Genomic DNA, 18002 nt, shown 5'->3' on the forward strand with positions numbered 1-18002 from the left:
TAATCATTAATACCTTAGCAGCATGTCGTCGCACCATATAGTCAGAGAAAAACAGGAGCCAGCCTTATACATTCACAATCTGGGCAATTTTGATGAGGAATACTTAGGACAAATCCTGGAATGGAGTCCTACTTTAATAGTCAACAGCGCAATTTATGAGAAAGTTCTCAGCCTGGGTTTAAAAGTAGATGTGATCCTGAATGCTACAGGAGAACTTGCTCCACAAGAAAACACAAAGTCTATTATGGGCCCCGGTGATGAATATAATACCGTGCTGAACTACTTGATTTCAGAGAAGTATTCTGCAGTAAATATTATTGATGAACAAAAAGCACTGTCAGATCTGGCTTTTTACCTGCCTAAAATCAATATCGTTTTATTCAGTGCAACCGAGAAGTCTTATGCGGTTAACACTGGATTTAGTGTTTGGAAACCTGCCGGAAGTCTGTTTCTTATCGATGTAGTTTCTTATTTTGAAGCTACTAATCTGATGCAAAAAGACGAAAGGGAATTTGAGGTAGTGAAAGATGGTTTTGTAGAGTTCACTTTCGCTACGGAATATGTGTTCTTAACGGAAAAAATATGATTACACTAAGAAAAGCAAAAGAAGAAGATCTGGCAATCATCCAGCATATAGGAACCTCTACCTATGGTCCAACCTATGGCCATATTCTTGATCAGGTACAGATTGATTACATGCTTGATCAGTTTTACAGTATTACTGCTTTAACGAAACAACTGATGGAAGGTCATACTTTTCTGATTGCGCAGGATGGCGATCAGGATCTTGCTTTTATGTCTTACTCCACTATAACACATCAACAACATATTGTGGCCAAATTGCATAAACTGTATGTTTTACCTGAGGCTCATGGAAAAGGCCTGGGTAAGCTCTTGCTGAATGAAGTAAGAAATAAGGCTATAGAAGCGGGCGCAGATAGCCTGGAATTAAATGTAAACCGTTACAATAATGCAAAAGACTTTTACGAAAGGATGGGTTTTGTCGTTAAAGAAACCGTCGACATTGAAATTGGCAACGGTTTCTTTATGAATGATTATGTGATGGCCCTGCCACTAACGCCTTTAAAAACTGTTTAATTAGTTAATTTAGGTATTCTGGTTGGCGTATCAGTACCTTTTACAATGGTAATTGCACTTTTAGCAATTGCTTTGATGGTTGACAGGATGTTTTCAGTGTCCAGTGTGCTGTACTCATCTTTAACTGTATGATAAAGTTTATCAATATCTATCTGATCAGTGCTGATGGTATGTGCAGGTACACCTAGTGCAGCTAGTGTGGCATTATCACTTCTATAAAATAGATTCTGCTGTAAATAAGGATCAGGATGGAAAGTAAACGCTGATCCTTCCAGGTTCTTCTGTAAAATCTTTCCAAAGTCAGATTTATCATAACCCGTGATAAAAGCGGCGTTTTTACCAAATTTACTTTCTTTACCAATCATCTCAATGTTAAACATCGCAACAACCTCATCGGGATTCAACTGCTCGGAGAAATATTTTGCGCCATAACCGCCAATTTCTTCTGCTGTAAAGGCAACGAAAATAAGCGTCCGCTCATTGTTATTCAGTTTCTTATAGTATTTGGCAAGAGCAATCATAGCTGTGGTACCAGAAGCATCATCATCTGCGCCATTTGCAATACTATCCTGGTCTGCCGAAGGAATAATACCCAGGTGATCATAGTGTCCCGAGAATATGACTAATTCTTTGGCTTTTGATTTTCCGGGAATGATACCGGCAACGTTAAACAGCGGTAGCTTGTTGGCCTTGTTTTTTAAGGATACTGTAAAGTTTTTTACCGTTGTATCTGGAGATAATACCAGAACTAAAGCAAACTTGTTGATCTCATGCATCATCTTTTCATCTACAACAGCTGCTTTTGAAAGGTAAGCCTTTAACTCATTAAATTCTTTGGTGAATTTCGGATCTACCAGAACCAATTTTGTTTTTTTATTACGGACTAAAAGTCTGTACTGCTCTCTGAAGGTTTTTGAAGAATCAAGTTTTGCCCATCCGTCTCCGCCGGTATTATCGAAATTCAAGCTTTCGCTGGTATTTCCCCAAACTGCAAAGTTAGCAGGAGCAATCACTTTCCCATCAATTGATACCTCACCTGAGGCGGGTTTAAGCTCGTACTTGTAAAAAGTCTGTCTATAGCCTGTTGCACCTTTAAGTGGCTGCAAGCCTATTTTTTTAAATTCACCTTCAATAAAAGTAGCTGCTTTATCAATTCCAGGACTGAATGTAGCTCTGCCCTGCATGTCATCACTACTCAGGGTTTTGATCAGATTGTCTACATAGTCTTTTGTGATAATTTTATCAATATCCTGGGCTGAAGCCGTTCGGGCGATAAAAAGTAAAATCAATGGGTAATAAAAGTATTTCATCATAATTTAGTTAATAGTTCTTTTTCTCTTGCAATAGTAGTGGTTACACGGGTATCATGTACGCCATCGGTCACTTCGATTTCAAAGTCTCTGTCCTTTTCAGAGGTATGGATCTGGCTGGTCTCCAGATTTTCTACAGACCTGTCATACGGGCCTCTTGAACTCATCATTTTTACAAATACCGGCAGGCATTCAAAAAAGATGAACAGCAAGCCAATAAACGTAACTGCTAAGGCCGTTGTGGTATCACGGGTTCCATCTGTATTGAAACTCAACTGGCCTAGTGCCCAGTTACGATCAGCAAAACCGGCGATACTGGTCAGGCTATCCAGTTGTTTGCCTGTGTAAAGCCGCTCCGATAATAGCCCGTCAAACTGCTTTCTGCCATCTACAAAACGCTCCATCCTCCTTACATCCGAATTCAGGGAATCCAGATTTTGCTGCCGCTGTTTGAGTTCCTCCTCTTTCCGCTTTGCATAAGGCCCGTAACCCATCACCCCTGATGTTTCGGTCGTTTTAGTTCCGAACACTTCAAAGTTAAGTTTTTGCCGGTCAGATTTGATCCCATTTTCCAAAGAGTCTCTTTGTGCCTTGGATTCGTTCAGTTTGTTGAGCTCAATCGTGTACTTATTGGTGAATGCTTTATTCAGGGTGTCAATCTTTGAACGCTGGTTGTTCAGGTAACTTACCTTAAGCCGCTCTTTAATCTCTTTGTCAAAGATTTTAAGCTCTAAAGGACGCGAAATTACCATGCCGATCATAATAGCCAGTAATATACGAGGTGTTGCTTGTAGAATTTGCTTCGTTGAAGTAGAGTTCTTGTTGATACTGGACACTATATAGCGGTCCATGTTAAAAATGGCAAGTCCCCAGAGGATACCGAAAAATATGGCGAAAAGTACGGCAGCGGTGTCGCCTTTAAAAACAAAATACATGGCATATCCACCAGATAAAGCAGCGAATAAACCAGTGAAAAAGATAGTTGCGCCGATACCAACATATTTATTATGTTCAGTAGGGTGCTTCTCTAATGTAGGCTGGTGTACACCAGAACAAAACCAAAAGAAACGTGACAGGGCATCCATAATAACAAAGTTAAGAAAGAATACTATTAAACGCCCGGCATTCTTAGTTGTTACAAGCCATAGGTTAAAACCATAAATTTTGACTTGCATTTAGCAGATAAGTTGTTGATAAACTTTATATTTGACCATTATTCATGGATCATAAACCATCCATTAAAAGCTTTGAAGATGAAAGAAATTAGCGTAGAAGAATTAAAACAAAAAATAGATAACAAGGAAGATTTTCAACTGATTGATGTAAGAGAAACTTTCGAATACGATACTTCAAACCTTAACGGAGAGAATATTCCTTTAGGAGGGATTCTGATTGAAGTGGAGAAAATTGCAACCGATAAACCAGTAATTATGCAATGCAGAAGCGGTAAACGCAGTGCAGCAGCAGTAATGCAATTGGAGCAGTTGCATGGTTTTACAAACCTTTATAATTTAAAAGGCGGTATCCTTGCATGGCAGGCTGCATTTGATCCTAGCATGCCAGTTTATTAAGATGAAGAAGCAAATTGCACTAAATACGTTTTATACCCTGGGTATTGTGATTTCTGTAATCGGCCTTAAATGGGCTTTCCAGAACGCAAACTATCCTGTTGTTGCCTTGTTAATCGCTACAGGTTTATTTTTCATTTACCTGAAGATTAAGATTGTCAAAGAAGTGAGAGCTGGTATCAAAGAAAAACAAAATATTGTGAATAATTCTGCTGCTGTTAAGGAAGAAACAAATTAGCAGAAAGACCTTTCAGCCCTAAACCTGGAAGGTCTTTTAATATATACCTGCCTTGCTCAAACGCAGGTGTTTCAAATGGATTGTTCTTAGTCAGAAAAGGCCCATCCAGATCTACCCAGTCACATAATGGTGCTAGAGCCAATCCGGCCTGAGTAGCAATAGAAGTTTCACTCATACAGCCGATCATTACTTTCATGCCATAAGAACGGGCTTTTAAAATCATCTGGTTGGCTTCATACATTCCGCCACTTTTCATTAGTTTAACGTTTATACCATGATAAGCCCCTTTAATGTGGTCAATATCACTTAATCTTTGTACGGCTTCGTCCGCAAGGATTGGAATTGGACTACGCCCCGTTAACCAGGCATTTCCTTCTATATTTGCCTTGTCCATCGGTTGTTCAATCAGTACGGCTCCCTGGTCGTGTAACCAATAGATCAAATCTATAGCCATTTTCCGGTCAGTCCATCCTTGGTTAGCATCTATATAAAGTGGTAAATTACTTACACTTCTGATGGCATTGATCAATTCTTTATCATGACCTGATCCCAATTTGACTTTGAGTACTTTAAACCCTTTTGCCTCAGCAACCTTTTCTTTAATCAATTCTGGTGCAGCGATTCCTATAGTGTATGAAGTAACCGGCATTTTTGCCGGATCGGCTTTGTAGATTTCAAAACATGGCTTTTGCAGAATCTTTCCATTGATGTCATTCAGTGCGATATCAATAGCAGCCTTTATCGCTGGATTACCAGCGTCAATACTATCCAGATAGGTCATGAACTCTCCGAAATTAAAAGGTTGCTTAAAACGTGTCCAGTCTACCTTTTGCAGGAATGCTGCTGCCGAACTATAACTCTCACCCAAATAGGGAACCATAGAAGCTTCGCCATAACCGTCAATATTTTCATAAGTAAGCTTTAATAACAATAAAGGAGTACTTGTTCTGGTGAATCCGGCAATAGTAAAAGGATGTTTAAGTTCCAGGTTGAAAGAGATATGAACTGCTTGCATGTGTTTTAAAAGCTTTTGGTAATATCAAAGTTAAAAAATGGGCGCCTCACCGAATGTAAAAATAATATCCCTAATATTGCGCTTAATATGACTAACACAATCTATCAGCCGTTTAAAAACTTCGACTTTAAATTCAAAAACTGCTTTTTAAGCGGAGATACTTTTGATGCGCCTGTGATACAGACCAATGTATTGCCTGCTTGGTTATTGGAAGTTGCAAATTTTAGCGGCGATGAACAGATTAAATTGTTAGATGAGTCTATCAGGTCTTATAATACATTGAAAATACCTGTAAGTGAAGAGGTGTTGCTCAATTTTATCGGCCCGCTGGAAGCTAAAATAGCCACAGCATTTGCAGAAGGGTTTGCCGGAGTTTCAAAGCTGGAAGAAATGGACTTGTTTAAATGGATAGGTAAGTTTCTTTATAGCCTGATCTATATTGAGATGAATGCCGCGGTAAACTTGCAGCAACTTAGTGATGATGGATTAAATATGTCACAAGGGCTGATGCATAAATTTGGCAACTTGCAAACTATGATCCAGAGTATTTACCGGAGTGTAATATTGGAAGATTTTACGCCATGGTCTTTGGTGATTGTACCGCTGGAGCAGAATGATATTCCTTTCAGTTTCAGGGATGAGATCAATACCCTTACTTTCTCTTTAAAACTTAAAGATTTTGGTATTATTGCCTGCTTGCAGGATAATGGAACCAATAAAAGATATCATCAGGAGATCCTTGATCAGATTGCAGGCCAGTCTTTAACAGACCAGCAGTTTGAAGAACTGTGTGCAAGGTTCTTTTATTCCGCCTATTTGTTCAACCGTTTGCCAGAATATACGATAATGCCTGTTGATGGATCAATCTATATTGATGCAATGCCTTTAAGAGGGACAACCAACAAACCATTGTTTGACGTTTGGCAGCATAAAATTTATGCGCAGGTTTTAGAGACCGTCTGGAAACCCTGGGGAAATCTGCTGATGGAAATCAGAAAAGACCCACTGGCACCTACAAGCTACTTCAACCCGCCTTCTCTGCCAGCTACGGATTAACCTCCGAAACGGGCAGTGATAGTTTCAATAAAATGAGGGACAATACCTGGTACAACTAATATCGTAATGATGATACCAGTAATCGCACCGAATAAATGCGCATCGTGGTTAATATTATCTCTGGAACTTTTTGACATGTAATAAGAGTAAACCAAGTATAATACACCAAATAATGCTGCCCAGATAGGGACCGGTAATGGAAATATCATTAAAGTATTTAGCGGATAAAACATAATATAACTGAACAATACTGCGGAAATTGCTCCTGACGCGCCCAGACTATGGTAATGGTAATCATCTTTATGTTTGATCACAGAAGGAATATCACTTAAAATCAAACCGATAAAATAGATCAGGCCAAATCTCAGGCTCCCTACCGTAGCTTCCAATGAGAAAGCGAAGAAATAGAAAGTAAACATATTAAATGCCAGGTGCATCCAGCTTCCATGGATCAGGCCGCTGGTTAAAAGCGTATAAACATTACTTCTACGGTACACGCTATAAGGATGAAGCATAAACTTTCCATACAGGGAACTGTCATTAAAAGCGTATATACTCGTCGCCAGCGTGAAAATGAAAATCAGAGAAGCGACAGGTGTGTTGATCAGGTATTCTTGTATCATAATGTATTCGTATCGGATTTTAAATTATTGCAATCTAGCAATTGGATAGCGTAAATGTGTTTTTTCGTAGTAATTTGAATTTTGATATACAAATTCAAGTTGCGCTGAAGGATTCTGGGCAAATGTATTATCTTTTACTTTCTTTTGATTCAGCTTGGTTTTAAGCTCAGGATCATCTTTTAGTAGCCCGGCAGCTGTATCTTCAAAAACATAAGCAGAGTAATGTTCTTTCTGATCCAGTACAGAGTCGAAGAAATTCCAGTTAAAGAAAGAATCGGTAGCCTGTGGTTCCAGTGTTTCCATAATATACCTGTTTTGCGGCTGATCTACATAAACCAGGTAATCTCCTTTATAGAATTTTAAAGTTTGTTTTTTAGTAACAAGCTGAACGTTATTGTGAATATAATGCCCCTCATAAGGCCTTGAAGCTGTTTTATAATCCTCGATATAATAAACGTCGACTGCAAGTTCCTGATCTTCTTTAAGTTCCTGCACCTTGACTCCGTTTAATTTCAGCAAACCAATTACCTTGTCCCATGCCTTTGGAATAACGTAAGCCTCTGGTTTTGCTACGGTAAGCTGCGGTTCAAACTTATTCCAGTATTTGATCTTTTTTGTATAAGGATCGTTTCTATCATAATAAAGCCTGTCAGCTCCACTCACAGCACTGGGCTTATATTTTGCAGCAAATCCTTTAAAAGTAATCAGCTCGTAGGTAGTCTCATTTAGTTTCCAGCTCAATGGAAATTCTTTTTGTATGGAAGCAGCTTCATCCGCTTTGCGCTTGTTCTCCCCGATGATTTTTGCATCTCTGCTTACTAAATCAACATAGGTCTGAAGTAATTGATAAGTAGACTCAACCCTCTTCTGATAAGCCTTTAACATATGTGTTTCTGGCATAAATCCAATACTATTGTGTAAAGCTGCATAACCAGTTGAATAACGTGGTGTTTCCAGGAAACCTGTGATTCCGGCATCTGGTGTGTTTTCTACCGAATTGATATATGGAATGAGTTCGTATCCTTTTTTCTTCATCCCAGCATACAAAGCAGGAACCATAGTTTTGGTCAGGTAATTTGCTAAAATAGGATTTAACTTGTCTTTTTGAGTAGGGATAAGTGTCATTGTATACTGATAATCGGCGCCATTACTGGTATGGGTATCTACAAAGATTTCTGGTTGCCAGGTATTGAATATTTCCTGAAAGGCAGCTGAGTTTTTGGAGTCAGTTTTAATGAAGTCCCTGTTCAGGTCATAGTTTTTACTGTTTCCTCTGAATCCATAGGCTTCCGGTCCATTCTGATTGGCTCTGGAGGTACTGCTGCGGTTGAATGATCCGTCTATATTGTAAACCGGGATAATACAGATCACAACATTAGCTGGTAAATGATTGTCTTTTAGTAAATCTCTGGCCAGCATCATTGATGCATCTATGCCTTCAGGTTCACCGGGGTGGATTCCATTATTAATTAATAATATTCTTTGATTATTTTTTCTGAGTTCAACAGGGTCAAAGACCTTGTTCTTTGACAAGACCAGTAAATGAAGCGGTTTTCCAAAATCAGTAGTCCCATAAGTAAGTAGTTTAGCTTGTGGAGATACTTTAGCCAGTTGTTTATAGTAAGCAATGGCCTGCTCATAAGTAGCCGTTTGATTTTTATTACTAAGCTCGTAAGGCGTTTGCTGTGCAAATGTTTCCATCGTTAGCAGAATTAAAGACAGTAAAAGATATTTCATTGATACGCATTTATAAAAGTACTCCACATTTCTCCAGACTAAAAGCGTCTGAATGTTTTCTTATACAGCCCCATTTTTCCGAAACTGTATTTGAATCCAATAGTATAAAAATTATAGATATCAGGTGTTCCGGATTTGCGGGTTAAAGATGAATTGTCATAACCGTCCAGTCCTTCTCCCAGGGTCACATTACTCTGGCAATTAATATTCAGTGTATATCTGTAAAAGCCCTCCTGATCCGGGAAAAAGAAATTAATACCCAGGTTCAATGGAAAGTAAATGTCATTTGAACTATCTTCTCCAGGGTATGGATGGGTAGGGTCGTTAACGTTTGCGCGTCTGATCCCTTTCATCTTGTTCTGAATAATTCCCAGGCCACTTCCAAAATACAAGCCTCTGAGCTTGCCGGATAGGCCATTATAGTCAAAATCTATAAATTGTCCTAAAGATATTTTTCCATTGACAGACACCGCCTGGTAACCATTGATGAACTGCCTGTCGTCTGGAATAGCGTTGACGTCCCCTCCATTGATTTCACCTTTTTGAAGTTCCAGGCCAATGCTAAGGTAAGGAGTGAATAAATAATCGAGCGTAGCATAGCCGGCCAGCCCGAAGTCATGTTTTTTGAGATCTGCGAAAGACTGCGTAATACCAGCGCCAGCACCAACAGAAAACTTGTAGAAATTTGATTGTGCAAAAGACGAGAACGCTAATGCTAAAAATAAGGTTGAAATAAGTATCCTTTTCAAGTTATGCTGATTGTTTATAGATAAAATATCATCTTTGGTTATCTTTAGCCTTTTAAGAAACTGTTTGAATATATTTAAAAACAGCTTTTGAATTTACTGAATAAGAAGGCCTTTACTTTTTTTTAAAATTATGCTAAAATATCATAACACAGGTAATTCTTTACAAAATAGATTTACTGAATACGTAAAAATAGACACACAGTCTGATCCTGAGTCTGCAAGCGTTCCTTCTACCGAAAAACAGAAGAATCTGGGTAAGGTACTGGTTGCTCAATTATTGGAGCTGGGTATAACAGATGCACACCTGGATGAGTACGGCTATGTGTATGCCACTATTCCTTCCAATACAACTAAAGATGTTCCTGTAATCTGTTTTTGCTCGCATATGGATACTTCTCCGGATTGTAGCGGATATGGTGTAAAACCAATTATTCACACCAATTACCAGGGACAGGATCTTGTACTTCCTGATGACCATTCAGTGGTTTTGAGAATGAGCGAGCATAAAGACCTGAAAGATCAGATCGGAAATGATATCATTACTGCAAGTGGTACTACCTTATTGGGAGCAGATAATAAAGCTGGTTTAGCTGAAATTATGGAAGCTGCTGCTTTTTTGATGCAGCATCCTGAGCATAAACATGGTAAAATAAGGATTCTTTTTACGCCTGATGAAGAAATTGGAAGAGGTGTAGATAAAGCGGATCTGGATAAACTTGGCGCGGATTTCGCCTACACTATCGATGGGGAAACCTGTGGTTCTATTGAAGATGAAACTTTTTCTGCTGATGGAGCAGTTTTAACTATACATGGCATTAGTTCTCACCCTGGTTTTGCGAGAGGCAAAATGGAAAGTGCGATTAAGATTCTGAGTGATATTATCAGTGCTTTACCAAAAGATACTTTAACGCCAGAAGCGACTTCGAAAAAAGAAGGATTTTTACATCCGGTTACGATACAGGGTAATGTAGAACAGGCAGAAGCACATTTTATTATCCGTGATTTTGATGATGCTTTATTGGCTGAACATGGCCGCACGCTGGAAACCATTGTTAAACAAGTGATCGCTGCTTATCCGAATGCTACTTATGAGCTTAAGATCAAGGAACAATACCGCAATATGAAAAAAGTACTGGACCAGCATCCGCAAGTCTTGGAATATGGTGTGCTGGCAATTGAACGTGTAGGTATTCCGGTTAAAAGACAAAGTATCAGAGGTGGAACAGATGGTTCAAGATTATCACTGATGGGCTTACCATGTCCTAATGTTTTTGCAGGAGAACATGCTTTCCATGGCAAGCAGGAATGGGCTTCCGTACAAGACATGGAAAAAGCAGTGGAAACTATTATCAATATTGCGCTGATCTGGGAAGAAAAGAGCAACTAAACTATTTCAGATACATTGCTGCTAAAAGCTCGTAAGAGCGGATGCGTTCTTCGAAACCTTCGGTGATCGTTACAGCCATCAGCTCATTTACTTTGTAATCAGCCAGCAATGTATCTATTTTTTCTTTAAGTATATCCGGCGTTCCGATTAACATCCTTTGCCTGTTATGGTCTATTCTTTCCTGTTCAGCAGCGTTATAAGTCACATGTTTAATGTCGTTGTAGGCTATTGGATATAATCTGCCTCCTTTTTCAAGCTGCAGATATCTATAGTCCATCACTGCTTGCTGACGGAAGATGATTTCTTCATTTTCCGAACAAAAAACACCTATACTTACGTTTACTTCTGGCGCTGTCTTATCAATGGATGGCTGAAAGCGGTCGCGGTAAATCTGAACAGATTCAGGGCCCCCTAAAGGATTAATGAAATGCGCAAAAGACATTCCCATACCGAAATGTGCAGCAAATAAACCACTCTGGCCACTTGAACTTAATAACCACATTGGCGGTACGGTTGCTGCTTGTGGAATAGCGATAATCTTTTCTTGTATAGTGCCAGGTTCTCCGGAATCATGCAGATAATTTCTGAGGTCATTCAGCTGTTCTAAAAAGTCCTGCTCTCTCCATTGGTTAGACGGATTAAGTACGCTGGCAGTAATCCGGTCTGTACCTGGAGCTCTGCCTAATCCAAGATCAATCCTTCCTGGAAAAAGTACTTCGAGCATACGAAAGTTCTCAGCAACTTTTAGGGCACTATGGTTGGGAAGCATAACGCCTCCTGATCCTAATTTTATATTTTTAGTCTGACCTGCCAGGTGTGCAATCAGAATTTCGGGGGTTGAGCCGGCTAATGCAGTTGTATTGTGATGTTCAGAAACCCAAAAACGGGTATAACCGAGATTGTCCGCTATTTTTGCGAGCTCAACAGTTTCCTGTATTGCTTGTTGTGCAGAAACACCTTTTCTAACAGGTGACTGGTCAAGAACGCTTAATTGAATTGAAGAATTGCTCATATTGACAAATTGTATTACAAAAATACAATGTCTGTTTCTGGCAAATGAGTTTCTTAATTATTGTGACTTCCAGATTATTGAGTGACCCTCATTTCTGCAAGATACTGATCCTGGCCATCATCAAATAACAAATGACATTCCCATCCACATTCTTTAGCGATTTGTTTCAGGAGCTGTGGATCAAGATACAGCCAGTTGAACCATTCTCCTTTTTGATCTTTGTATTCGTATTGATAAGCGATCTCCCCGTGGTATTTACCAGCAGGTTTCTCCATATCTTCATATAAATAAGAGATATCCGAAGTATCAAATAATAATTGTCCGTCTTCGTTTAATAAGGATTTTGCATGATTAAGGAATGTTTTGAAGCCATCAATGGTACCTGTCAGTCCGATTCCGTTCATCAGGAATAATAAAGTATCAAACTTCTCGCCCTGGTAACTGAAAACATCGCCTTCTACCGCATGCTTTACGCCTCTTGTTTTCATGATTTCTACGGCGATTGGTGAAATATCAAGCGCAATGACATCAAAGCCACGTTCTTGTAAAATAAGCGCATGGCTTCCGGCTCCTCCGCCAACGTCAAGTACTCTGCCTTCACAAAGATCCATCGCTTCCAGTTCTATGTCCGGCATTTCTTCTTCTGTACGGAAAAAAATGTCAACTGGCATTTCCTCCGGTTCATCATAAGAATTATGCAGCAGTAGTGTTGCTGCGGTACCATTTGTAAACTGATCTTGTAAAGCACTTCCGAAAACGTCCATCGGGGGCAAAGATATTAAATTATTTTTTCTGAAGCTGAGGGATAATGAAGGACTTTCCTTATGAGTTAAGCAGGATTAATCACTAAAAAATTCAATATCATAATTGTTATTGATGAAATAGGTTAACAGACCTCTGAATTCCAGGATATCTGTGGTCTTTGATTTGTCCTGATTTAAATTTGTCTTTTTAACATAGTCATCTATAACTTTAATCATTATTTTCTGATCTCCTACCATCAGCCTGGTGTCGTCATACTGATGAATTGAAGTGCCTGTCCAATGTTTATATGCTGTAAATATATCGTCCAGATTTTTGAATTTAATATCATCAATTCCAAATAAATGATCGTGGTTGTCGAGTCTGTGAATGTCTAATGCCATAAAAACTATTTTTTCTGAAGGACGGCGTCTTCTGCCCCCTGATAGTTATTGCTATTATATTCCAGTCTTGTTTTAGGCAGGCTGTCCGGATAGTTCGCCCTGATAAAAGCAATCATCTCTTCACGGACATAACAGCGCAGATCAAATGCCTGAGAAGAATTGCGGGCACTCATTAAAAAACGAACTTCTACTGTATTTGCTTTATTATCTGTAAGCTGTACCACATTAACCCTTTTATCCCATAAAGGATGATCGGTCAGCAGTCTGGTTAATTCATCCCTTAACGGTGGAATAGGAATCGTATAATCGAGGTATAGGAAAACTGTTCCTAATAGCTGCGCGGAAACCCTTGTCCAGTTCTGGAAAGGTTTTTCAATAAAATAAGTGATCGGTAGAATCAGCCGCCGCTGATCCCAGATATTGACCACAACATAAGTGAGTGTAATTTCCTCTACCCGGCCCCACTCTCCTTCAACAATCAAAACATCGTCGATCCGGATAGGCTGTGTAAAAGCAATCTGAAAGCCCGCAAGTAAATTACCTAGTGATTTTTGAGCGGCGAAACCAATAATAATACCACCAATCCCGACCCCGGTCAATAAGCCTGTACCGATTTTGCGCATGCTTTCAAAGCTCAGTAAGATAATGGAGACAGTAACCAGGATAATCAGTGAAACCACAAATTTCCGTATAAATTGCAATTGTGTCCTGATCTTTCTTTCCTTCAGGTTATCCTCTTTGTTAAGGTCGTATTTATGATAAAAATAGTCTTCGAGTACTTTAATAATCCGGATAAGGACTAAAGCAAAAATGATAGTCAGGGATATCTCTATAATTCTGCTTAGCTGGGCCATGATGGATTCATTCATCACCATCAAACTCAACGACATGTTTAGTAATAACAGGGGAATAAAAACACCTACTGGCCTGTTGAGATGTTTAATGATCGATTGGATTTCGAACGTTGCCCAGTATCTTGCAAAAAACTTAAAGACTTTCCGGATGATTATGGTCAGTATAGCGCCCAGTGCGCAACTGCATACTGCAATGATTATATTTTGCAGGAATTGCGGTACTGGGTAGCCAAAAAAATCATTTAAATGCTCCATGCAGGTTCAGTCTCGCAATCAAATACCTGGTGATATTCAGGAATGACTACCTGTTTAAATCCGTGTTCATTCAGTCTTTTTGCAAAATGCTGCTGAACCGGATACTCTCCGTGTACCAGGAAAAGCTGTTTAACCAGCGCAGGGTCCTGAGAAGAAAGGAATTGAAGCAGATCCTCATAATCGCCATGCGCACTCATGGAGCGTATAGAACGAATTTCGGCAACCACATCAAGATTCTCTCTGAATAAATAGACCTGTTTATCTCCAGCCATTAATTTGCCAGCCAGTGAACCTGGAGAAGCGTAGCCAACCATTAAAATTGTATTTTTCTGATCACCGATCGTATTGCGGATATGATGTCTTACCCTTCCTCCTTCGGCCATACCAGAAGCAGAAATGATCACAGATGGTCTGTTGTCATTGTTGAGTGCTTTAGATTCTTCTACACTTTCGATGAATTTGAGTCCTTTGAAGCTAAATGGGTCTTCATCAGTTTTCATAACTTCTTTAACGCCATTGTTATAAACTTCCGGATGGTTCTTTAAAACTTCAGTAGCCTGGATAGATAAAGGGCTGTCAACGTAGAAAGGAACATCAGGTAATTTGTGCTTAAGTTCAAGATTATTTAGTGCATATAATAATTCTTGCGTTCTGCCGACACTAAATGCAGGAATAACAACTTTACCTTTTTTTTCTATACAGGTATGCTGAATGATTTCATACAACATATTTTCTATAGGCTCAAGATCCTTATGCAGGGAGTCTCCATATGTAGATTCCATAATAATGTAGTCTGCTTGCGAAAAAACCTGCGGGCTTTTGAGTATCAGGTCTCCATAACGGCCAACGTCTCCGCTAAAAGTAAGGCGTGTCGATTTTCCATTTTCCTTTATCGTCAAATGTACTGCTGCACTGCCTACAATATGTCCTGCATCTGTGAAGCATACTGCGACCTCCGGGCAGATGTCAAAACTAGTATCGTAGTCTATAATCTTAAACTGACTTAAGGTTTTAATTACATCATCTTCCGTATAAAGCGCTTCTTCTACTTCTTCGTTCTGAGGTCTTTTCTTGTTTGCATATGCCGCATCCTGTTCCTGAATTTTTGCTGAATCCATTAATAGAATTCTGGCGAGATCCATTGTTGCCGGGGTACAGAATATATTTCCTTTAAATCCTTCTGCTACCAGGCGTGGCAACAGACCACAATGGTCAATATGCGCATGCGAAAGTATCATGTAGGTAACCTTTGAAGGCTCAAATCCAAAATAACTGTTTAGCTTTTCTGTTGATTCGCCCATGCCCTGGAACATGCCGCAATCTAATAGTATTTGAGTTTGGTTTGTTAAAGTTATCAGGTGTTTACTACCAGTAACGGCGCGCGCAGCACCATGGAAAGCGATTTTCATCGGTTATATTTAGGTGTAATAGTCAGTAATGGCACCGGTAAGCATCCGGTGCCATCTATAAAGTTATAAAGAGTATTAAGCTCTTACTTTTGCAATTTTGTCTTTTACAGTGTCAGCTACATCAGAGATTTTGTCTTTAGAAGCATCCAGCAAGTCACAGAACCAGTCTGTAACTTTATCTTTTACGTCATCGCTTTTGTCTGAAGATAAGATTAAAGCTACCGCAGCACCAAGGGCAGCTCCTGCCAATATACCTGCAACTATTTTCGTTTCTTTTGTCATAATAAATGTCTTTTTGTGTTAGTGTAACAATATGCGAATAAAAAGGTTCTTAAATTTATATAATAAACGCTGTTTTTTGAAAAAATTGATACATGCTTAGAACTTTATCTTATCTGAACCTGATTTTTGCAGTCCTTTATTTTTTGACTTATCTGTTGAATGGTAATCGCTGGGTTGTTTTTGGTTTATTGATTGTCATTGTTTTTAACTGGATGGTGTTGCGGAATATGGAAACTGAGCAAACCAACTGGTCTGTTTTACAATGGTTGGCAGGATTTGTAACCCTGCTATATGCTTCCTATATGGGATACAGTGCTGTTTCATTGTTAATTGATACGATCAGTTATCATTATTATCCTGCTGAAACGATTCTTCTTATCATTTCAGGGGTATTATTCTCATTTACGATCTTTTTACAGCTTTTAGCAAGCCTGTATAAAAAAACATGTAAATAATTTGATTAACTATTTGACAATTACACATATTAATCTATCTTTGCAGTCCCTAAATCCTAGGGAGAAAAAATAATTGTTTAACAAATTAAATACAAGCAAGTGAATACGTTAAGTTACAAAACTGTCTCTGCCAATGCTAAAACTGTTAACAAACAGTGGGTTGTTGTTGATGCACAAGGCGAGATTTTGGGGCGCTTGTCATCGAAGATCGCAATGATCATCCGTGGTAAAAACAAGCCTGAGTACACCCCACACGTAGACTGCGGCGATAATGTGATCGTTATCAATGCGGACAAGATTAAGTTGACCGGAAACAAAATGAACGACAAACAGTACGTTTCATATACTGGATATCCAGGTGGTCAGCGTTTCATCTCTCCAAAAGAGTTATTGGCGAAACATCCTACACGTGTAGTAGAAAAAGCAGTTCGTGGTATGTTACCTAAAACAAAATTAGGTGCAAAATTATACACCAACCTTTTTGTTTATGCAGGTACTGAGCATCCTCATGCAGCACAATCACCAAAAACCATTACACTTTAATTAAAGGAAGAAAGAAATGTCAGTTACTAACACTTCAGGAAGAAGAAAAACTGCTGTTGCGCGAATCTACATGCAAGAGGGCAACGGTACAATTACTGTTAACAGTAAAGATCACAAAGTATATTTCCCTACATTACCTTTACAATATATTGTAAACCAAAGTTTTGAAGTTTCAGAACTTATCGGTCAATATGACGTAAAAGTAAACGTAGCAGGAGGTGGTATTAAAGGCCAGGCAGAAGCTGTTCGTTTAGCTATCGCTAAAGCTATTGTTGAAATAGATGCTGAGAAAAAACCGGCATTACGTGCTAAAGGGTTAATGACCCGTGATATGCGTATGGTTGAACGTAAGAAACCAGGTCGCAAGAAAGCTCGTAAAAAGTTCCAATTCAGTAAACGTTAATCTCAAGGAGGACAAAGACAATGGCAAGAACAACATATCAAGACTTATTGGATGCAGGTGTACATTTTGGTCACCTTACCCGCAAATGGAATCCGAAAATGGCACCATATATTTTTATGGAACGCAATGGGATTCACATTATAGATTTAAACAAAACTTTAACTAAAACTGAAGAAGCTGCTTCAGCGATCAAACAGATCGTAAAATCAGGTCGTAAGATCTTATTTGTAGCGACTAAGAAACAAGCTAAAGAAATCGTTGCTGATCAAGCAAGAAAAGTAAACATGCCTTTCGTAACTGAGCGTTGGTTAGGTGGTATGTTAACTAACTTCCAAACTGTACGTAAGTCAATCAAAAAGATGTCTAACATCGATAAAATGACTAAAGACGGTACTTACTCGATTCTTTCTAAGAAAGAGCGTTTGATGATCCAGCGTGAGCGTATCAAATTGGAAAGCTTATTAGGTGGTATCGCGGATTTAAACCGTTTACCAGCTGCTATCTTTTTAATTGACGTTAAAAAAGAGCATATCGCTGTTAGTGAGGCGTTGAAATTAAACATTCCAACTTTCGCAATGGTTGATACTAACTCTGATCCTTCTAACATCGATTTCCCTATTCCGGCGAATGATGATGCAACTAAATCTATCTCTTTAATTACTGATGTAATCATCAAAGCAATTGAAGAAGGTTTAGACGAGCGCAAACGTGAAAAAGATGATGAAGCTGAAAAAGAAGCTGTAGCTGCTAAAACTGCTGCTGATGCTCCTGAAACTGCTGCACCTGGCGCTAGAAGAGCAAGAAAAGAAAATGCTGAAACCGAAGAAGGTACAAGCGAAGCATAAATAATATATTTTTGGGTT

22 protein-coding genes are annotated in these 18002 nt (G+C 39.0%); 10 read left to right on the forward strand and 12 right to left on the reverse strand.

The genetic code is table 11. The features are described 5' to 3' along the window. Nucleotides 1-22 precede the first annotated feature (22 nt). Both ABIB30_RS05190 and ABIB30_RS05195 read left to right on the forward strand, forming a co-directional pair. Entirely contained in the window at nt 23-586 is a 564-nt protein-coding gene (locus tag ABIB30_RS05190; RefSeq protein ID WP_354299893.1) for a thiamine pyrophosphokinase, read from the forward strand. Next, nucleotides 583-1098, forward strand: a complete 516-nt coding sequence (locus tag ABIB30_RS05195; RefSeq protein ID WP_354299896.1) for a GNAT family N-acetyltransferase — start codon at nt 583-585, stop codon at nt 1096-1098. The genes ABIB30_RS05190 and ABIB30_RS05195 overlap by 4 nt, the downstream gene beginning before the upstream one ends. Here the strand turns inward: ABIB30_RS05195 and ABIB30_RS05200 are convergent. Both ABIB30_RS05200 and ABIB30_RS05205 read right to left on the reverse strand, forming a co-directional pair. Further along, nucleotides 1095-2411 (reverse strand): M20/M25/M40 family metallo-hydrolase, encoded by a 1317-nt coding sequence (locus ABIB30_RS05200; protein WP_354299898.1) that lies wholly within the window; start codon nt 2409-2411, stop codon nt 1095-1097. The two genes, ABIB30_RS05195 and ABIB30_RS05200, sit on opposite strands and share 4 nt — an antisense overlap. Then, nucleotides 2408-3493 carry a DUF4407 domain-containing protein gene (locus ABIB30_RS05205; RefSeq protein WP_354299900.1) on the reverse strand — a complete coding sequence of 362 codons (1086 nt, stop codon included), beginning with the start codon at nt 3491-3493 and terminating at the stop codon, nt 2408-2410. Before ABIB30_RS05205 ends, ABIB30_RS05200 begins: the two co-directional genes overlap by 4 nt. A gap of 168 nt (nt 3494-3661) precedes the next feature. Between ABIB30_RS05205 and ABIB30_RS05210 the strand changes: the two genes are divergently transcribed. Then, on the forward strand, nt 3662-3979 hold the full coding sequence (locus tag ABIB30_RS05210; protein WP_068404367.1) for a rhodanese-like domain-containing protein: 318 nt from the start codon (nt 3662-3664) through the stop codon (nt 3977-3979). Between the two features lies 1 nt (nt 3980). Next, a complete protein-coding gene (locus tag ABIB30_RS05215) occupies nt 3981-4214 on the forward strand; it encodes a DUF6358 family protein (RefSeq protein WP_354299902.1) in 234 nt (77 codons plus the stop codon). On the opposite strand, the gene ABIB30_RS05220 is transcribed toward ABIB30_RS05215, so the two are convergent. Further along, the gene (locus ABIB30_RS05220; RefSeq protein ID WP_354299904.1) at nt 4195-5229 is read right to left on the reverse strand and encodes a dipeptide epimerase; all 1035 of its coding nucleotides are present in this window, start codon (nt 5227-5229) and stop codon (nt 4195-4197) included. The two genes, ABIB30_RS05215 and ABIB30_RS05220, sit on opposite strands and share 20 nt — an antisense overlap. Nucleotides 5230-5316: 87 nt before the next feature. Here ABIB30_RS05220 and ABIB30_RS05225 point away from each other — a divergent pair, with 87 nt between their 5' ends. After that, nucleotides 5317-6285: a hypothetical protein gene (locus tag ABIB30_RS05225; RefSeq protein ID WP_354299906.1), complete on the forward strand. Its 969-nt coding sequence runs from the start codon at nt 5317-5319 to the stop codon at nt 6283-6285. Here ABIB30_RS05225 and ABIB30_RS05230 read toward each other — a convergent pair. Genes ABIB30_RS05230 through ABIB30_RS05240 form a run of 3 tightly spaced genes read right to left on the reverse strand, consistent with a single transcriptional unit; the run spans nt 6282 to nt 9394 of the window. Next, nucleotides 6282-6908, reverse strand: coding sequence for a rhomboid family intramembrane serine protease (locus ABIB30_RS05230; protein ID WP_354299908.1), 627 nt, complete (start codon nt 6906-6908; stop codon nt 6282-6284). The two genes, ABIB30_RS05225 and ABIB30_RS05230, sit on opposite strands and share 4 nt — an antisense overlap. 24 nt (nt 6909-6932) lie before the next feature. Next, entirely contained in the window at nt 6933-8645 is a 1713-nt protein-coding gene (locus ABIB30_RS05235; RefSeq protein ID WP_354299910.1) for a M14 family metallopeptidase, read from the reverse strand. A gap of 38 nt (nt 8646-8683) precedes the next feature. Then, complete coding sequence (locus ABIB30_RS05240) at nt 8684-9394, reverse strand: putative outer membrane beta-barrel protein (RefSeq protein WP_354299913.1); 711 nt, start codon at nt 9392-9394, stop codon at nt 8684-8686. Between the two features lie 130 nt (nt 9395-9524). Between ABIB30_RS05240 and pepT the strand changes: the two genes are divergently transcribed. After that, nucleotides 9525-10781: a peptidase T gene (pepT, locus tag ABIB30_RS05245; RefSeq protein WP_354299916.1), complete on the forward strand. Its 1257-nt coding sequence runs from the start codon at nt 9525-9527 to the stop codon at nt 10779-10781. 1 nt (nt 10782) lies between these two features. Here pepT and ABIB30_RS05250 read toward each other — a convergent pair whose 3' ends face one another. The 6 genes from ABIB30_RS05250 to ABIB30_RS05275 all read right to left on the reverse strand — a co-directional run bounded on the left by ABIB30_RS05250 (nt 10783) and on the right by ABIB30_RS05275 (nt 15738). Further along, nucleotides 10783-11793 (reverse strand): LLM class flavin-dependent oxidoreductase, encoded by a 1011-nt coding sequence (locus ABIB30_RS05250; protein WP_354299919.1) that lies wholly within the window; start codon nt 11791-11793, stop codon nt 10783-10785. 74 nt (nt 11794-11867) lie between these two features. Then, on the reverse strand, nt 11868-12557 hold the full coding sequence (locus ABIB30_RS05255) for a class I SAM-dependent methyltransferase (RefSeq protein ID WP_354299922.1): 690 nt from the start codon (nt 12555-12557) through the stop codon (nt 11868-11870). Nucleotides 12558-12632: 75 nt separating this feature from the next. Further along, nucleotides 12633-12938 (reverse strand): hypothetical protein, encoded by a 306-nt coding sequence (locus ABIB30_RS05260; protein WP_354299925.1) that lies wholly within the window; start codon nt 12936-12938, stop codon nt 12633-12635. Between the two features lie 5 nt (nt 12939-12943). Continuing rightward, complete coding sequence (locus ABIB30_RS05265) at nt 12944-14047, reverse strand: mechanosensitive ion channel family protein (protein ID WP_354299927.1); 1104 nt, start codon at nt 14045-14047, stop codon at nt 12944-12946. Further along, on the reverse strand, nt 14035-15456 hold the full coding sequence (locus ABIB30_RS05270; RefSeq protein WP_354299929.1) for an MBL fold metallo-hydrolase RNA specificity domain-containing protein: 1422 nt from the start codon (nt 15454-15456) through the stop codon (nt 14035-14037). The genes ABIB30_RS05265 and ABIB30_RS05270 overlap by 13 nt, the downstream gene beginning before the upstream one ends. A 75-nt stretch (nt 15457-15531) precedes the next feature. Further along, nucleotides 15532-15738: a YtxH domain-containing protein gene (locus tag ABIB30_RS05275; RefSeq protein ID WP_183869361.1), complete on the reverse strand. Its 207-nt coding sequence runs from the start codon at nt 15736-15738 to the stop codon at nt 15532-15534. 92 nt (nt 15739-15830) lie between these two features. Here ABIB30_RS05275 and ABIB30_RS05280 point away from each other — a divergent pair, with 92 nt between their 5' ends. The 4 genes from ABIB30_RS05280 to rpsB all read left to right on the forward strand — a co-directional run bounded on the left by ABIB30_RS05280 (nt 15831) and on the right by rpsB (nt 17984). Next, nucleotides 15831-16193, forward strand: a complete 363-nt coding sequence (locus ABIB30_RS05280) for a hypothetical protein (protein WP_354299931.1) — start codon at nt 15831-15833, stop codon at nt 16191-16193. Nucleotides 16194-16292: 99 nt separating this feature from the next. Continuing rightward, nucleotides 16293-16736: a 50S ribosomal protein L13 gene (gene rplM, locus ABIB30_RS05285; protein WP_068404336.1), complete on the forward strand. Its 444-nt coding sequence runs from the start codon at nt 16293-16295 to the stop codon at nt 16734-16736. Nucleotides 16737-16752: 16 nt separating this feature from the next. Continuing rightward, nucleotides 16753-17139, forward strand: coding sequence for a 30S ribosomal protein S9 (rpsI, locus tag ABIB30_RS05290; RefSeq protein WP_068404334.1), 387 nt, complete (start codon nt 16753-16755; stop codon nt 17137-17139). 20 nt (nt 17140-17159) lie between these two features. Beyond that, the gene (gene rpsB / locus ABIB30_RS05295) at nt 17160-17984 is read left to right on the forward strand and encodes a 30S ribosomal protein S2 (protein WP_068404332.1); all 825 of its coding nucleotides are present in this window, start codon (nt 17160-17162) and stop codon (nt 17982-17984) included. Nucleotides 17985-18002: the final 18 nt, after the last annotated feature.

It is taken from the genome of Pedobacter sp. UYP1 (genome assembly GCF_040547305.1).
Classification (GTDB): domain Bacteria; phylum Bacteroidota; class Bacteroidia; order Sphingobacteriales; family Sphingobacteriaceae; genus Pedobacter.

Bases quoted from the DNA above. Each gene is read 5' to 3' on its own strand.
- ABIB30_RS05190 (WP_354299893.1), top strand. From the start codon at position 23: ATGTCGTCGCACCATATAGTCAGAGAAAAACAGGAGCCAGCCTTATAC.
- ABIB30_RS05195 (WP_354299896.1), top strand. From the start codon at position 583: ATGATTACACTAAGAAAAGCAAAAGAAGAAGATCTGGCAATCATCCAG.
- ABIB30_RS05200 (WP_354299898.1), bottom strand. From the start codon at position 2,411: ATGATGAAATACTTTTATTACCCATTGATTTTACTTTTTATCGCCCGA.
- ABIB30_RS05205 (WP_354299900.1), bottom strand. From the start codon at position 3,493: ATGGATGCCCTGTCACGTTTCTTTTGGTTTTGTTCTGGTGTACACCAG.
- ABIB30_RS05210 (WP_068404367.1), top strand. From the start codon at position 3,662: ATGAAAGAAATTAGCGTAGAAGAATTAAAACAAAAAATAGATAACAAG.
- ABIB30_RS05215 (WP_354299902.1), top strand. From the start codon at position 3,981: ATGAAGAAGCAAATTGCACTAAATACGTTTTATACCCTGGGTATTGTG.
- ABIB30_RS05220 (WP_354299904.1), bottom strand. From the start codon at position 5,229: ATGCAAGCAGTTCATATCTCTTTCAACCTGGAACTTAAACATCCTTTT.
- ABIB30_RS05225 (WP_354299906.1), top strand. From the start codon at position 5,317: ATGACTAACACAATCTATCAGCCGTTTAAAAACTTCGACTTTAAATTC.
- ABIB30_RS05230 (WP_354299908.1), bottom strand. From the start codon at position 6,908: ATGATACAAGAATACCTGATCAACACACCTGTCGCTTCTCTGATTTTC.
- ABIB30_RS05235 (WP_354299910.1), bottom strand. From the start codon at position 8,645: ATGAAATATCTTTTACTGTCTTTAATTCTGCTAACGATGGAAACATTT.
- pepT (WP_354299916.1), top strand. From the start codon at position 9,525: ATGCTAAAATATCATAACACAGGTAATTCTTTACAAAATAGATTTACT.
- ABIB30_RS05250 (WP_354299919.1), bottom strand. From the start codon at position 11,793: ATGAGCAATTCTTCAATTCAATTAAGCGTTCTTGACCAGTCACCTGTT.
- ABIB30_RS05255 (WP_354299922.1), bottom strand. From the start codon at position 12,557: ATGGACGTTTTCGGAAGTGCTTTACAAGATCAGTTTACAAATGGTACC.
- ABIB30_RS05260 (WP_354299925.1), bottom strand. From the start codon at position 12,938: ATGGCATTAGACATTCACAGACTCGACAACCACGATCATTTATTTGGA.
- ABIB30_RS05265 (WP_354299927.1), bottom strand. From the start codon at position 14,047: ATGGAGCATTTAAATGATTTTTTTGGCTACCCAGTACCGCAATTCCTG.
- ABIB30_RS05270 (WP_354299929.1), bottom strand. From the start codon at position 15,456: ATGAAAATCGCTTTCCATGGTGCTGCGCGCGCCGTTACTGGTAGTAAA.
- ABIB30_RS05275 (WP_183869361.1), bottom strand. From the start codon at position 15,738: ATGACAAAAGAAACGAAAATAGTTGCAGGTATATTGGCAGGAGCTGCC.
- ABIB30_RS05280 (WP_354299931.1), top strand. From the start codon at position 15,831: ATGCTTAGAACTTTATCTTATCTGAACCTGATTTTTGCAGTCCTTTAT.
- rpsI (WP_068404334.1), top strand. From the start codon at position 16,753: ATGTCAGTTACTAACACTTCAGGAAGAAGAAAAACTGCTGTTGCGCGA.
- rpsB (WP_068404332.1), top strand. From the start codon at position 17,160: ATGGCAAGAACAACATATCAAGACTTATTGGATGCAGGTGTACATTTT.